Genomic DNA, 15,026 nt, shown 5'->3' on the forward strand with positions numbered 1-15,026 from the left:
ACACGTCTACGGTCCGTAAGTTGCTCCTGCTGCTCTCGTAACCGGTGGTGTGATGAACGACTTCCTCTCGGACGCCAGCTCCTTCATCTGGGGACCCTGGCTTCTGATCCCCCTCCTCCTGCTGACCGGCCTCTACCTCACGACCCTCCTGCGCGGCATCCAGGTCCGCCGCTTCCGCCTCGCCTTCTGGCTCGCCTTCGTCAAGCGCTCCGACGCCGACGAGGAAGGCGTCACCGGCGACATCTCCCACTACCAGGCGCTCGCCACCGCCCTCGCCGCCACCGTCGGCGTCGGCAACATCGCCGGTGTCGCCACGGCCATCGCCCTCGGCGGTCCCGGCGCCGTCTTCTGGATGTGGTTCACCGGCATGGTGGGCATGGCCACCAAGTACAGCGAGGCCTTCCTCGGCGTGCGCTTCCGCCGCACCGACGCCGCCGGCGAGCAGGGCGGCGGCCCCATGCACTACCTCCGCAACGGCATCAAGGGCCCGGTCGGCCTCATCCTCGGCGGCTTCTTCGCCATCGCCGGCTCCTTCGCCGCCTTCGGCATCGGCAACATGACCCAGGCCAACGCCGTCGCCGCCAACCTCCACGACGAATGGGGCGTCGACCACCGCATCACCGGTGTCGTCATCGTCATCCTCACCGCCGTCGTCATCCTCGGCGGCATCAAGAGCATCGGCCGCGTCACCAGCGGCTTCGTCCCCCTGATGATCGTCCTCTACATCGTCGGCGGCCTCGCCGTCCTCGCCTTCAACGTCGGCGAGATCCCCTCCGCCATCGGCCTGATCTTCACCGACGCCTTCACCGGCACCGCCGCCACCGGTGGCTTCGTCGGAGCCGGCGTCGCCGCGGCGATCCAGTACGGCGTCGCCCGCGGCATCTTCTCCAACGAGTCCGGCCTCGGCACGGGCGGCATCGCCGCCGCCGCGGCCAAGACCACCCACCCCGTCCGCCAGGCCCTGGTCTCCATGACCCAGACCTTCATCGACACCCTCATCGTCGTCAGCATCACCGCCCTCACCATCGTCGTCACCGGCGTCTGGAAGGAGGGTGGCGAGGACGACGCCGCCACCTTCACCGGCCGCGCCTTCGACGCCGGCCTCCCCGGCGACTGGGGCAGCATCATCGTCACGATCAGCCTGATCTTCTTCGCCTTCTCCACCCTCCTCGGCTGGTCGTACTACGGCGAGCGCTGCATGGAGTTCCTCTTCGGCCGCAAGGCCGTCCTCCCGTACCGCCTCGTCTTCATCCTCGTCTCCTACGTCGGCGCCACCACGACCCTCACCACGGTCTGGACCTTCTCCGACGTGATGAACGGCCTGATGGCCCTGCCCAACCTCATCGGCCTGCTGATCCTGTCCCCGCTCGTCTTCCGCGAGACGCGCGACTACTTCCGCAGCCCGTCCCCGGACGACCCCGTCCGCGTGGACAAGTAGCCGAGACGCGGGAAGCCGCTGTGCCCGCCGTCGACCGGCGGGCACAGCGGCTTCCTCGAAATGCTCGGGCTCCGCGAACTCCGCGGAGGGTTCTGCGCCTTGATATGACAGAACCGCCGCGCGGATGCGGGCGGCGGTTCAGGTGTGCCCCGGGTGGGATTCGAACCCACACTGTACGGTGTTTGAGACCGCCCTCTGCTGCCGTTGGAGTACCGGGGCTTTTCCGGATAAACCGGACAATTTGCTTAAGTTATGCGCCGGGCGGAGCAAGCCTGCCCTGCCGGGAACCAGGGTAGCGGGTCCCGGTAGTCTCGTGCGCGTGACGGAGAGCGCTCGGCGAGTTGTGATCGCAGAAGATGAGGCCCTGATCCGCCTGGACCTGAAGGAGATGCTCCAGGAGGACGGGTACGACGTCGTGGGCGAGGCCGGGGACGGTGAGGCCGCGGTGCGGCTGGCCGCCGAGCACCGTCCTGATCTGGTGATACTGGACGTCAAGATGCCCGTGCTGGACGGGATCTCGGCGGCCGAGCGGATCTCCGCGGAGCGGATCGCGCCGGTGGTGATCCTGACCGCGTTCTCGCAGCGGGAGCTGGTGCAGCGGGCCACCGAGGCCGGGGCGATGGCGTATCTGGTGAAGCCGTTCACCAAGACGGACCTGGCGCCGGCGATCGAGATGGCGGTCAGCCGCTACACCGAGCTGCGGGCGCTGGAGGCCGAGGTCGCCAACCTCCAGGACCGGCTGGAGACCCGTAAGGTGGTGGATCGGGCCAAGGGCCTGCTGCAGCAGGCCAACGGCTGGAGCGAGCCGGAGGCGTTCCGGTGGATCCAGAAGACGTCGATGGACCGGCGCCTGACGATGCGGGCCGTGGCGGACGCCGTCGTGGCGGGCGCGCTGGGCGGCTCCGGCAAGGACGACGCCGCCGGGGGTTGAGCCGGGGTTCATCCCGGCGCCGCCCTGCCGTCACCTAGCGGGCGGCTTTCTCACCTGCGCGTTCGGGGGCGTCACTCGGTGTGATCGTCGCTGGCCGTGCGGGGGTTGGCTGAGCACGGAGCCGTAACGAACGAGTAACCCTTCTGCCCTGGGGTCCTCCTCTGGAGTGGCCGCTCGGTGTACGACTGACCTGCTCCCTGACTGACCGATTCCTCCCGAGAGACCCCGGGAGGGGGCGGTTGTCGGGGCATGACTCGTACCCGATCCCCTCCCGGATCCGGATGGAAAGGTTGGGCACCTTGCGGCGCAACATGATGAGAGTCACCGGTGCGGTTGCGGTGAGCGCGATGCTGACGATGGGCGTCGCCGCGTGCGGCGGCGACGACGGCGGAGGCGAGGGTAGCGGCAACGAGGTCACGATCGGGTTCATGGGTGACCTGACCGGCGAGAACTCGGGCCTGGTGATCCCGCCGCGGAACGGCGCGCAGCTGGCGATCGAGCAGTACAACGCGACCAACCCCAAGGTCAAGATCAAGTTCAAGCCGTACGACAGCCAGGGCAAGCCGGAGCAGGCGACCACCCTGGTGCAGGGCGCCATCAAGCAGGACAAGATCGTCGGCCTGATCGGCCCGGCGTTCTCGGGCGAGTCGCAGGCGACGGGCCCGATCCTGGAGGAGGCGAAGGTCCCGAGCGTGTCGCCGTCGGCGACGCAGATCACGCTGGCCGAGAAGGGCTGGAAGTTCTGGCACCGGGTGGTGGCGGACGACGCGGTGCAGAGCGCCGGCGCGGGTGACTTCATCACCAGCCAGCTCAAGGCCAAGAAGGTCGCGACGATCCACGACAACCAGGAGTACGGCAAGGGCCTGGCGGATGCCATCGGCAACGCGGTCAAGCCCAAGGGCGCGCAGATCATGGCCGAGGGGGTGGACGACAAGGCGACCGACTACTCCGCGACGGTCAACAAGATCAAGTCGTTCAACCCGGACGTGGTGTACTTCGGCGGCTACTACGCGCAGGCCGGGCGGCTGTTCAAGCAGCTGCGCGAGGGCGGCGTCAAGGCCCGCCTGATGTCGGGCGACGGGTCGCTGGCGACGGGCCTGATCGAGGGCGCCGGCCAGGAGAACGCGCAGGGCGCGATGCTGAGCTGCGGCTGCCTCATCGACGAGGCGGGCACGAGCAACGCGAAGGCGAAGAAGTTCGCGACGGACTACCAGGCGAAGTTCGGTTCGCCGGTCGCGATCTACTCGGGTGAGGGCTACGACGCCGCCACCGCGTTCATCGAGGCGATCAAGGCCGGGAACACCGAGCCGGAGAAGATCAACCAGTACCTCTCGACGGTGAACTTCGAGGGTGTCGGCAAGCCGATCAAGTTCGACGCCAAGGGCGAGCTGGCCTCCCAGGACATCTACGTCTACGAGGTCAAGGCCAACAAGATGCCGCTGCTCGGCAACACCAAGGAGGCCAAGGTCGAGTAGGCCGCCGGCCGCTCGACAGCGCCCCTCTGAGGCGCCCTAGGCGCGGGAGCGGAAGCGCCGTGACAGCGCTTCCGCTCCTTTTTCACGAAGGCGACCAAAGGTGTTCGACGACTTCATTCAATCTTTCTGGCCGTACACCATCGACGGCCTGGCGCTCGGCGCGATCTACGCGCTGGTGGCGCTGGGCTACACGATGGTCTACGGCGTGCTTCGGCTCATCAACTTCGCCCATGCCGAGATCTGGATGGTCGGCACGTTCGTGGCGCTGGGCACCGTGCAGCTGCTGGGCGTCTCCAGCGTCGGCGGGATCGCCCTGATCGGCCTGGTGGCGGTCATGGCGCTGGCGGCGGCGGTGGTGTCGGGTGGCGCCGCGATGCTGCTGGAGGTGTCGGCGTACCGGCCGCTGCGCAAGAAGGGGGCGTCCCGGCTGGCCGCCCTGATCTCCGCGATCGGTGCTTCGATCTTCCTGCAGCAGCTGTTCGCGACCGTGGTGGTCCCGGTGGTGTTCGGCAAGTCCGAGGCGCAGGGCAAGCTCCCCGTGAACGAGCATTTCGTGGAGCGCACGAATGTGATCGACATCGGCCCGATCGTGATCAGCAACGACAAGCTGATCGTGTTCCTGGGCGCGGTGCTGATGATGGTGGCGCTCGACCAGTTCGTGAACCGCACCAAGCTGGGACGCGGCATCCGGGCGACGGCGCAGGACCCCCAGGCGGCGGTGCTGATGGGGGTGAACATCGACCGGGTGGTGTCGGCGACGTTCCTGGTCGGCGGCGCCATGGCGGGCGTCGCGGCGGCGCTGTACTTCGTCCGGTTCGAGCAGGCCTGGTACTTCGCCGGGTTCCTGCTGGGCATCAAGGCGTTCACGGCGGCGGTGCTCGGCGGTATCGGCAACATCCGCGGCGCGCTGGTCGGCGGGTTCGCGCTGGGGCTGTTCGAGATGTACGGCTCCAGCATCTTCGGTTCGGAGTGGCGCGACGTGGTGGCGTTCTCGGTCCTGATCCTGGTTCTCATGTTCCGTCCCACCGGCATCCTCGGTGAGTCTCTGCAGCAGGCGCGCGCATGAACGTGACGAAGAAGTCCAAGAACGGCCAGGGCGGCCTCGGCGGCGGGCTGGACGCGGTCCGCGACCGGTGGGCGGTGGCGCCCGGCTGGCAGCGCTGGATCGTGTACGTGCTGCTGATCATCGGTGCGCTGCTGCTGCCGCACGAGTCGATCGGCTCGTTCATGGCGCCGAGCGGCTCCGACTGGCCGACGATGCTGAGCGACCAGATCGGGATCTACGTCCTGCTGGCGCTGGGGCTGAACGTGGTGGTCGGCCTGGCCGGCCTGCTCGACCTCGGGTACGTGGCGTTCTACGCCGTGGGCGGCTACACGATCGGCATCTTCGGCACCAAGTACGGGTGGAGCTTCTGGGAGCTGCTGGTCCTGGCGATCCTGCTGTCGGCGCTGTCCGGGGTGATCCTGGGCGGTCCGACGCTGCGGCTGCGCGGCGACTACCTGGCGATCGTGACGCTCGGGTTCGGTGAGATCGTCCGGCAGGTCGCCCGCAACAGCGACTACGTCAACGGCCCGCGCGGGATCCAGGGCATTCCGCGACCGCCGGACCTGTCGGAGTTCGAGATCTTCGGGGTGCAGCCGTTCACGTACGGCTTCCTGGACGCGCGGCCGTACTACTACCTGCTGGTCCTCTTCATCGTGCTGACGATCATCTTCGTCAAGCGGCTGGAGAGCAGCCGGGTGGGCCGCTCGTGGGCGGCGATCCGGGAGGACGAGGACGCGGCCGAGCTGATGGGCGTGCCGACGTTCCGGTTCAAGCTGGCCGCGTTCGCGATCGGCGCGGCGATCGGCGGCAGCGGCGGCGTGGTGTTCGCGGCGAAGCAGACGTCGATCAACCCGGAGAACTTCGTGTTCCTGGTGTCGGCGCTGATCCTGGCGTCGGTGGTGCTGGGCGGTTCGGGCAACATGCCCGGTGTGATGCTGGGCGCGTTCCTGCTGGCCTGGCTGCCCGAGCGGCTGCGGGTGTCGGAGGACTTCCGGATGCTGCTGTTCGGTGCGGCGCTGGTGGTCATGATGGCGTTCCGTCCGGAGGGCCTGTGGCCGTCCCGGCAGCGCAAGGCCGAGCTGGCCGAGGGCACCGGGGGCATGGGCAGTATGGGCGCGGAGGTCGCCGGTCCGGGGACGTCCGGTCCCGGCTCGTCCGGGCACGCCGCTCCGACGGAGGTGAAGAAGTGACCGAGGGCAAGAGCCCGGCGCCCGTGCTGGAGCTGCGGAACGTGACGATGCGCTTCGGCGGCGTGGTGGCGCTGAACGAGGTGCAGCTGACGATCGGCGAGGGCGAGATCTTCGCGCTGATCGGCCCGAACGGCGCGGGGAAGACCACGGTGTTCAACGTGACCACCGGGGTGTACCGGCCGACCGAGGGGCAGGTGCTCTTCCGCGGGAAGCGCATCGACGGCAAGAAGCGGTTCGCCGTCACGAAGCTGGGGGTGGCGCGCACGTTCCAGAACGTGCGGCTCTTCCACAACATGTCGGCGCTGGAGAACGTCATGGTGGGCGCGGACGCGCATCACCGGACGGGCTTCGTCGGGGCGAGCCTGGGGCTGCCCTGGCACCGCCGCGAGGAGCGCGACGGCCGCGTGAAGGCGCGGGAGCTGCTGGAGTTCGTGGGCATCCCGCACCGGCTGGAGGAGGCGGCGAAGAACCTGCCGTACGGCGACCAGCGGCGGCTGGAGATCGCGCGGGCGCTGGCGACCGATCCGAAGCTGCTGCTGCTGGACGAGCCGGCGGCGGGGATGAACCCGGCGGAGAAGATCGCGTTGCAGGATCTGATCCGCAAGATCCGCGACTCGGGCCGGACGGTGCTGCTGATCGAGCACGACATGAGCCTGGTGATGGGGATCAGCGACCGGATCGCGGTGCTGGACTTCGGGCAGAAGATCGCCGAGGGCCTGCCCGGTGACATCCAGAACGACCCGCGGGTCATCGAGGCGTACCTGGGGGCTCCCGCCGATGCTTCTTGAGATCAAGGACATTCACGTCCACTACGGCAAGATCGCGGCTCTGAAGGGGGTCACGGTCGAGGTCGACGCGGGTGAGATCGTCACGCTGATCGGCGCCAACGGCGCCGGGAAGACGACGACGCTCGGCACGATCTCCGGGCTGCGGCCGCTGTCGGCGGGTTCGATCATGTTCGACGGCGCGGACATCAGCCGGATGCCGGGGCACAAGCGCGTGCTGGCCGGGATCGGGCAGTCGCCGGAGGGCCGGCGGATCTTCCCGGGGATGACGGTGGAGGAGAACCTCCTGATGGGTGCCTACACCCGGAAGGGCGACTTCTCCGGCGAGCTCAAGGAGGTCTACGAGCTGTTCCCGCGGCTGGCCGAGCGCAAGGGGCAGGCCGGCGGGACGATGTCGGGCGGCGAGCAGCAGATGCTGGCGATCGGCCGGGCGCTGATGGCCAAGCCGAAGGTGCTGCTGCTGGACGAGCCGTCGATGGGCCTGGCGCCGATGCTGGTGCAGCAGATCTTCTCGATCATCGAGGAGATCAACCGGCGCGGGACGACGGTGCTGCTGGTGGAGCAGAACGCCCAGCAGGCGCTGCAGATCGCGCACCGGGCGTACGTGCTGGAGACGGGCCGGGTGGTGAAGGCGGCGCCGGCCGCCGAGCTGCTGGACGATCCGCAGGTGCGGGCGGCCTACCTGGGCGGTGACCTGGGCGAGGCGCCGGCCGCCGGCGCGTCCGACGAGGCGCCGGACGACGCTGCGGACGACTCCGCGGAAGCGGCCTCGGATGGGGCCGCAGACGACGCGCCGGAGAAGGCCGCAGGCGAGGACAAGGGCAAGGACAAGGGGAAGGGCGAGGGCGAGTCGTCCTAGCCGTTCACCGTTGCGTTCCGCCCCCGGTCTGGCCGCCCGCCAGGCCGGGGGCGGCCGCGTTCCGCGGGGTCAGGGGAGCCTGATCTCGGCGGGGCGCGGGTCGGAGACGGCGCCGACGGTGGGGGAGCCGACCAGCCGCAGGCCGCGGACGGCGGCCTCGCCGGGCAGGTCGTACCAGAGGTCGAACTCGGCGCGCATGGCGGCGCCGACCGACAGGCGCTCGGGCTGCCGCTTGACCATGGTGGCGTTGACGTCGGGGGTGTGGGTGCGGCCGTCGCCGGTGTGGAGCAGCTGCTTCCAGGTGTCGAAGACCTGGATGTCGCGGCCGCGGTTGACGACCAGCAGCCGGACGCGGACGTAGCGGCCCTTGGGGCGCATCCCGGCGTGGGTGCCGAGGATCTCGCGCATGCCGTCCCGGTAACCGAGCACGGTGAACTCCAGGTCGCTGCTGCGTCCCGTCCTGCCGCGCAGGACCCGCTCGCCGTCGCGGGCGCGTTCGGCGGGGATCTCGTACGCGGCGGGCCGGCCTTCGCCGTCCCCGCCGCCGGAGCAGGCGGGCGTCAGGGCGGCCAGGCAGAGCGCGAGCGCGAGGGCCGCGGGTGATCGGCGCATGGACGGGATTATCCATCCGGGCAGGGAAAAGCCCAGGACCACCTTTGGGGCCGTGCTGGCCTTCCCCGGACACGCACGTTGTCTACTCGGTGATCCTGGGCCGTTCCGATCCACGCTACCGACCGTTCCCCGTCCATCGCAAAGGAAGTCCGGATCAGGTCGGTGCAAAACACCACAAATCTATGGAACGTTCCTGGTCAGTTCGCGGGCTTGTCACGCAGCATGCAGGTGAGGCGCGCGGTGCAGACGCGGCGGTCCTTCTCGTCGGTGAGGACGATGTCGTACGTGGCGAGCGTGCGGCCGCCGTGCGTGCGGGTGGCGGTCCCGGTGACCCAGCCCTCGGTGGCCGAGCGGTGGTGGGTCGCGCTGATCTCGATCCCCACCGCGATCCGGTCCGGGCCCGCGTGCAGCGCCGCCCCGACCGAGCCCAGCGACTCGGCCAGCACGCACGAGGCGCCGCCGTGCAGCAGCCCGTACGGCTGGGTGTTGCCCTTCACCGGCATCCGGCCGACGACCCGCTCCGGCGAGGCCTCCAGGTACTCCACCCCCATGGACCTCGCCAGATCCCCGTAGCCGTCGCCGGCGAACTCCGCCGGCACCACGGCGGGCTCCGGCCGCTCCTCGCTCATCAAGCCTCCCTCGAACTGTCGTACGCGCAGACTAGAGTCCTGGTGTGGCGACCACAGATCCGACCCCTGACAAGCGGCAAGGCACCCGAGAGCGGCTTCTCCTGCTCGACGGGCACTCACTGGCGTACCGGGCGTTCTTCGCGCTCCCGGTGGAGAACTTCTCGACCACCGACGGGCAGCCCACCAACGCGGTGTACGGCTTCACCTCGATGCTCATCAACGTGCTGCGCGACGAGGAGCCCACGCACATCGCGGTGGCCTTCGACCGCTCCGAGCCGACGTTCCGGCACGAGGCGTACGTCGAGTACAAGGCCGGCCGGCAGAAGACCCCCGACGAGTTCCGCAGCCAGGTCAGCCTGATCTTCGAGGTGCTGGACGCGCTGCGCATCCCGCGGCTGTCGGTGGCCGGCTTCGAGGCCGACGACATCATCGCCACGCTGTCGGTGCAGGCGTCCGAGACCGGCATGCAGACCCTGATCGTGACCGGCGACCGGGACGCCTTCCAGCTGGTCAACGAGGACGTCACGATCCTCTACCCGATCCGCGGGGTGTCCGAGCTGGCCCGGATGGACCCGGACGCGGTCGAGGCCAAGTACGGGGTGCCGCCCGAGCGCTACCGCGAGCTGGCCGCGCTGGTCGGCGAGTCCAGCGACAACCTGCCCGGCGTGCCCGGCGTCGGCCCCAAGACAGCCGCCAAGTGGCTCACCAAGTACGGCGACCTCGACACCCTCGTCGCCCGCGTCGACGAGATCAAGGGCAAGGCCGGCGACAACCTGCGCGAGCACCTGGGCCAGGTGCTGCGCAACCAGCAGATCAACAAGCTCGACTGCAACGTGGGCCTGGACATGCGGCCCCCGCAGCTGTCGATGGGGCAGTGGGACCGCGAGGAGATCCACACCCTGTTCGACTCGCTGCAGTTCCGGGTGCTGCGCGAGCGGCTGTACGCCTCGCTCAGCGCCGCCGAGCCCGAGGCCGACGAGGGCTTCGAGGTCGAGCTCGCCGCGCTGGAGCCGGGCGCCCTGGGCGACTGGCTGGAGGAGCACGCCGGCCCGTCCCGCCGTACGGGCGTGGCCGTGACCGGCACCTGGGGGCGCGGCACCGGCGAGCTGACCGCGATCGCGCTGGCCTCGACCGCGGAGCCGGAGGGGGGCGGGCCGACCCCGGCGGTGCACCTGGAGCCGGCCGAGCTGGTCGAGGACGACGAGCGGGCGCTGGCCGCCTGGCTCGCCGACCCGTCCCGGCCGAAGGCGCTGCACGAGGCCAAGGGCCCGATGCTGGCCCTGGCCGCCCGCGGCATGGAGCTGGCGGGGCTCTCCAGCGACACCGCCCTCGCCGCCTACCTCGCGCTGCCCGGCCAGCGCACGTTCGACCTGGCCGACCTCGCGCTGCGCTACCTGCACCGCGAGCTGCGCGCCGAGGCCGACGACTCCGGCCAGCTCACCCTCGACGGCTCCGGCGAGCAGGAGGCCGCGCAGGACCTGGCCGTCCGCGCCCGCGCCGTCGCCGAGCTCGCCGACGTCCTCGACAAGGACCTGGAGAAGCGCGGCGCCACCCGCCTGCTGCACGAGGTGGAGCTGCCCCTGGTCGGCGTCCTGGCGGGCATGGAGCGGGCCGGGATCGCCGTCGACGCCGAGCGGCTGGCCTCCCTGGAGGCGACGCTGGGCGGACAGGAGAAGGAGCAGGAGCAGCTCGCCCACAACGCGGTCGGGCACGAGTTCAAGCTCGGCTCGCCCAAGCAGGTGCAGCAGGTGCTGTTCGACGAGCTGGGCCTGCCCAAGACCAAGCGCACCAAGACCGGCTACACCACCGACTCCGACGCGCTCACCACGCTGCTGGAGAAGGACGGGCACCCGGTGCTGGAGCACATCCTGCGCTGGCGGGAGGTGTCCAAGCTCAAGAGCATCGTCGCCTCGCTGATCCCGATGGCCGACGACGCCGGGCGCATCCACACCACGTTCAACCAGATGGTCGCGGCCACCGGCCGGCTGTCGTCCACCGACCCCAACCTGCAGAACATCCCGATCCGCACCGCCGAGGGCCGCCAGATCCGCGAGGCGTTCGTCGTCGGCGGGGACCACGAGACGCTGCTCACCGCCGACTACAGCCAGATCGAGCTGCGGATCATGGCCCATCTGTCGGAGGACGCGGCGCTGCTGGAGGCGTTCCGGGAGAAGGCCGACTTCCACACCATCACCGCGTCCCGGGTGTTCGGGCTCCCGCCCGAGCAGATCGACTCCGAGCTGCGGGCCCGCATCAAGGCGATGAACTACGGCCTGGCGTACGGCCTGTCGGCGTACGGGCTGTCGCAGCAGCTGCGGATCTCCCCGGACGAGGCGCGCGGCCTGATGGAGGAGTACTTCCAGCAGTTCGGCGGCGTCCGCGACTTCCTGCGGGACGTCGTCGCCAGGGCCCGCCAGGACGGCTACACCGAGACGATCCTGGGCCGCCGCCGCTACCTGCCCGACCTCACCTCCGACAACCGCCAGCGCCGCGAGATGGCCGAGCGGATGGCGCTGAACGCGCCCGTCCAGGGGTCGGCGGCCGACATCGTCAAGGTCGCGAGCCTGAACGTCGACCGCGCCCTGCGGGAGAACGGCCTGCGCTCCCGGATGCTCCTGCAGGTGCACGACGAGCTGGTCTTCGAGGTCGCCGCGGGCGAGCAGGAGGAGCTGCGGACGCTCGTGCGCGAGCAGATGACCGCCGCCTACGACCTGCGCGCCCCGCTGGAGGTCAGCATGGGCACCGGCGACACCTGGCAGGCCGCCGCCCACTGACGCCCCGCACGCCCCTGACCGCCCCGCCGGGCACCGCCCGGCGGGGCGGTCGTCGTCGTGCCCGAGGGCCGCCGCCGGGGCGGGTCGCGGGACGTTCCGGGCACGTGCGGCAGGTCGCGGAAGGCGGGGTTCGGGCGGCTTGGTCAACCGCGGGGTTCTTCATGGTCATTGGGCGGTTCGGGTGGGCGCCATACGGGGTTGTACGAGATCATGTCCGGGTACGTGGAGGGCTGTCCGCTTAGGGGTAAGGCGCCCCGTGCTGAAGGCCCGTGCCGGAGGCCCGCGCCGAACCCGGCCCCTGGGGGGCTCGCTGCGCTGATCGAGGAGAAGAGCCGTGCCACTCCTGCACAAGATCGCCGGTGTCGTCGTGGTCCTCGCCGTGGTGCTCGGGCTCTGGCTCCCGGGGGATCCGGGCGGCGGGCGCTCCGCCGACGTGGCCCGTACCGGGGGGAATCGCGCGGCGGGGGAGGGGGCGCCCGGGGACCGCGCCGCCGCCGCTGCCACCGCCGGCCCCTCGGCCAAGACCTCCGCCCCGCCGTCGCCGCCCGCCACCGTCGGGCCGGCCACGCCCGCCGCGGCCGCCGCCAAGGCCAACGAGCTGGGCCAGATCCCGGTGATCATGTACCACCGGATCGTCGACAAGCCCGACCTGCCGCTCGACCGGACGCCCAAGGAGTTCCGCGAGGAGCTGGTCCGGCTGGCGCGGGAGGGGTACGTCCCGATCACCGCCGGCGAGTTCGCGGCCGGGAACATCAATGTCCCGGCCGGCAAGCACCCGGTGGTGCTCACCTTCGACGACAGCACGCCCAGCCACTTCGCGCTCGATCCCGCCGGCCGGCCGAAGCCGAACACCGCGGTGGCGATCATCCAGGAGGTGGCGCGGCAGCACCCGGGGTTCCGGGCGACCGCGACGTTCTACCTGAACAAGGACCTCTTCCAGCTGGCCGGGCAGGAGGCGGCCGGGCTGCGGTGGCTGATGCAGAACGGGTTCGAGCTCGGCAACCACACCCTCACCCACAAGGATCTCTCGACGCTGCCCAAGGATGGCGTGCAGAAGGAGATCGGGGACATGGAGAGCAAGATCGTCCAGTTGACCGGGACGCGCACGGCGACGCTGGCCTACCCGTTCGGCTCGGCCCCCGACAAGAAGGGCTGGGCCGAGAAGAAGGACGGCGTGTACGGCTTCAAGGGCGTCTTCCTGGCCGGCTGGCGCCCGTCGCCGTCGCCCTACGACGCGGACTTCGACCGGCTGGCGATCCCGCGGGTACGATCCGAGGGCAAGATCAAGGAGAACGACTGCGAGCAGTTCTGCTCCACCGCGTGGCTGGACCGGCTGAACGCCGAGCCCGCGACGCGGTACACCTCCGACGGGGACCCGGGCACCATCACCTTCCCCCGCGCGGAGGAAGATCGCCTGGCCAAGGAGCTGCGCGGCCGCGGCCGGGTGTACTGACCCCCCGATTGACCGCACGCGGATGGTCCCATATGCTGATCGCTGCGCTGTGGGCTTGCGCGGCTTCGGACGGAGCAGGCTCGCGCTCGGTCAGGTCGACATCGGTTTCACCGGCGAGGCATCACGCCACGTCCCTTTTCCGGTCAATCGGCAGGGCGGATAACGGCCCTCCGCGCAGTTCAGGCAACTACGCATGTCCGTATCCGGAGCCAGCCGACACATGACGAGCAGCACCGAGGCAACCTCGACCACCCCGCAGGTAGCGGTCAACGACATCGGGTCCGAGGAAGCCTTCCTCGCCGCGATCGATGAGACCATCAAGTACTTCAACGACGGCGACATTGTCGAAGGCACCGTCGTCAAGGTCGATCGTGACGAGGTCCTCCTCGACATCGGCTACAAGACCGAGGGCGTCATCCCCTCGCGTGAACTCTCCATCAAGCACGACGTCGACCCGAACGAGGTCGTCGCCGTCGGTGACCACGTCGAGGCCCTCGTCCTCCAGAAGGAGGACAAGGAAGGCCGTCTGATCCTGTCCAAGAAGCGCGCGCAGTACGAGCGCGCCTGGGGCACGATCGAGAAGATCAAGGACGAGGACGGCATCGTCACCGGGACCGTCATCGAGGTCGTCAAGGGCGGCCTCATCCTCGACATCGGCCTGCGCGGCTTCCTGCCCGCCTCGCTGGTGGAGATGCGCCGGGTGCGCGACCTGCAGCCGTACGTCGGCCGCGAGCTCGAGGCGAAGATCATCGAGCTGGACAAGAACCGCAACAACGTGGTCCTGTCCCGCCGCGCCTGGCTGGAGCAGACCCAGAGCGAGGTCCGCCAGACGTTCCTCAACACCCTCCAGAAGGGCCAGGTCCGCAAGGGCGTGGTCTCCTCGATCGTCAACTTCGGCGCGTTCGTGGACCTGGGCGGCGTGGACGGGCTGGTGCACGTCTCCGAGCTGTCCTGGAAGCACATCGACCACCCCTCCGAGGTCGTCGAGGTCGGCCAGGAGGTCACGGTCGAGGTCCTGGACGTCGACATGGAGCGCGAGCGCGTCTCCCTGTCGCTCAAGGCGACCCAGGAAGACCCGTGGCAGCAGTTCGCCCGCACCCACCAGATCGGCCAGGTCGTGCCGGGCCGCGTCACCAAGCTGGTGCCGTTCGGCGCGTTCGTCCGGGTCGAGGAGGGCATCGAGGGCCTGGTCCACATCTCCGAGCTGGCCGAGCGCCACGTGGAGATCCCGGAGCAGGTCGTCCAGGTCGGCGACGAGATCTTCGTGAAGATCATCGACATCGACCTCGACCGGCGCCGGATCAGCCTGTCGCTCAAGCAGGCCAACGAGTCCGCCGCGGGCATCGAGGAAGAGGACTTCGACCCGACGCTCTACGGCATGCCGGCCGAGTACGACGAGCAGGGCAACTACAAGTACCCCGAGGGCTTCGACGCCGAGACCGGCGAGTGGCTCGAGGGCTACGACCAGCAGCGCGAGACCTGGGAGCGGCAGTACGCCGAGGCCCGGGCCCGCTTCGACGCCCACCGCAAGCAGATCGAGGAGGCCCGCAAGGCCGAGGCGGAGGCCGACACGGCCGCCCCGGCGGGCGAGACCTCCTACTCCGGCGGCGGTGGCGAGGAGACCTCCGGTGGCGCGCTGGCCACCGACGAGGCGCTGGCCGCTCTGCGGGAGAAGCTGTCCGGCGGGCAGTGACCGGTCCCGGCCGGTGATCTCCACCGGCCGCCGGCCGCGGTGAACGCGCATGGCCGGGGCGCGGGGGGGGGGCGGCCCCGGGCGGGGCCGACCCCCCCCGCGGCGGGGGCGCCCGTCGGGGGGGGGCGGGGGGGCCCCCCCC

General features: G+C 70.1%; 12 protein-coding genes and 1 tRNA gene. 10 read left to right on the forward strand and 3 right to left on the reverse strand.

From position 1 onward, the window contains the following. Positions 1 to 52 precede the first annotated feature (52 nt). The gene (locus AB0881_RS22955) at positions 53 to 1,438 is read left to right on the forward strand and encodes a sodium:alanine symporter family protein (protein ID WP_366619654.1); all 1,386 of its coding nucleotides are present in this window, start codon (positions 53 to 55) and stop codon (positions 1,436 to 1,438) included. Between the two features lie 145 nt (positions 1,439 to 1,583). Here AB0881_RS22955 and AB0881_RS22960 read toward each other — a convergent pair. Beyond that, positions 1,584 to 1,657: transfer RNA gene (locus tag AB0881_RS22960), tRNA-Leu, on the reverse strand. 124 nt (positions 1,658 to 1,781) lie between these two features. Between AB0881_RS22960 and AB0881_RS22965 the strand changes: the two genes are divergently transcribed. From AB0881_RS22965 to AB0881_RS22990, 6 genes are all read left to right on the forward strand, one after another. After that, a complete protein-coding gene (locus AB0881_RS22965) occupies positions 1,782 to 2,369 on the forward strand; it encodes a response regulator (protein WP_366619656.1) in 588 nt (195 codons plus the stop codon). 347 nt (positions 2,370 to 2,716) lie between these two features. Further along, positions 2,717 to 3,844 (forward strand): branched-chain amino acid ABC transporter substrate-binding protein, encoded by a 1,128-nt coding sequence (locus AB0881_RS22970; RefSeq protein ID WP_366619681.1) that lies wholly within the window; start codon positions 2,717 to 2,719, stop codon positions 3,842 to 3,844. A 100-nt stretch (positions 3,845 to 3,944) separates the two neighbouring features. Further along, the gene (locus AB0881_RS22975) at positions 3,945 to 4,910 is read left to right on the forward strand and encodes a branched-chain amino acid ABC transporter permease (protein ID WP_366619658.1); all 966 of its coding nucleotides are present in this window, start codon (positions 3,945 to 3,947) and stop codon (positions 4,908 to 4,910) included. Continuing rightward, positions 4,907 to 6,079: a branched-chain amino acid ABC transporter permease gene (locus AB0881_RS22980; protein WP_366619660.1), complete on the forward strand. Its 1,173-nt coding sequence runs from the start codon at positions 4,907 to 4,909 to the stop codon at positions 6,077 to 6,079. The genes AB0881_RS22975 and AB0881_RS22980 overlap by 4 nt, the downstream gene beginning before the upstream one ends. A gap of 47 nt (positions 6,080 to 6,126) precedes the next feature. Continuing rightward, positions 6,127 to 6,867 (forward strand): ABC transporter ATP-binding protein, encoded by a 741-nt coding sequence (locus AB0881_RS22985; RefSeq protein WP_366619683.1) that lies wholly within the window; start codon positions 6,127 to 6,129, stop codon positions 6,865 to 6,867. Further along, complete coding sequence (locus tag AB0881_RS22990; RefSeq protein ID WP_366619662.1) at positions 6,857 to 7,723, forward strand: ABC transporter ATP-binding protein; 867 nt, start codon at positions 6,857 to 6,859, stop codon at positions 7,721 to 7,723. The genes AB0881_RS22985 and AB0881_RS22990 overlap by 11 nt, the downstream gene beginning before the upstream one ends. 69 nt (positions 7,724 to 7,792) lie before the next feature. Here AB0881_RS22990 and AB0881_RS22995 read toward each other — a convergent pair whose 3' ends face one another. Then, on the reverse strand, positions 7,793 to 8,335 hold the full coding sequence (locus AB0881_RS22995) for a DUF4352 domain-containing protein (protein ID WP_366619664.1): 543 nt from the start codon (positions 8,333 to 8,335) through the stop codon (positions 7,793 to 7,795). A gap of 197 nt (positions 8,336 to 8,532) precedes the next feature. Beyond that, on the reverse strand, positions 8,533 to 8,886 hold the full coding sequence (locus AB0881_RS23000; protein WP_366619685.1) for a PaaI family thioesterase: 354 nt from the start codon (positions 8,884 to 8,886) through the stop codon (positions 8,533 to 8,535). 122 nt (positions 8,887 to 9,008) lie between these two features. On the opposite strand from AB0881_RS23000, the gene polA reads away from it, so the two are divergent. The 3 genes from polA (at position 9,009) to rpsA (ending at position 14,884) form a co-directional block, all read left to right on the forward strand. After that, complete coding sequence (gene polA / locus AB0881_RS23005; protein ID WP_366619666.1) at positions 9,009 to 11,738, forward strand: DNA polymerase I; 2,730 nt, start codon at positions 9,009 to 9,011, stop codon at positions 11,736 to 11,738. A 334-nt stretch (positions 11,739 to 12,072) separates the two neighbouring features. Then, on the forward strand, positions 12,073 to 13,191 hold the full coding sequence (locus tag AB0881_RS23010) for a polysaccharide deacetylase family protein (protein WP_366619668.1): 1,119 nt from the start codon (positions 12,073 to 12,075) through the stop codon (positions 13,189 to 13,191). Between the two features lie 220 nt (positions 13,192 to 13,411). Then, on the forward strand, positions 13,412 to 14,884 hold the full coding sequence (rpsA, locus tag AB0881_RS23015) for a 30S ribosomal protein S1 (RefSeq protein ID WP_366619669.1): 1,473 nt from the start codon (positions 13,412 to 13,414) through the stop codon (positions 14,882 to 14,884). Positions 14,885 to 15,026: the final 142 nt, after the last annotated feature.

Source organism: Spirillospora sp. NPDC029432 (assembly GCF_040703975.1).
GTDB lineage: Bacteria > Actinomycetota > Actinomycetes > Streptosporangiales > Streptosporangiaceae > Spirillospora.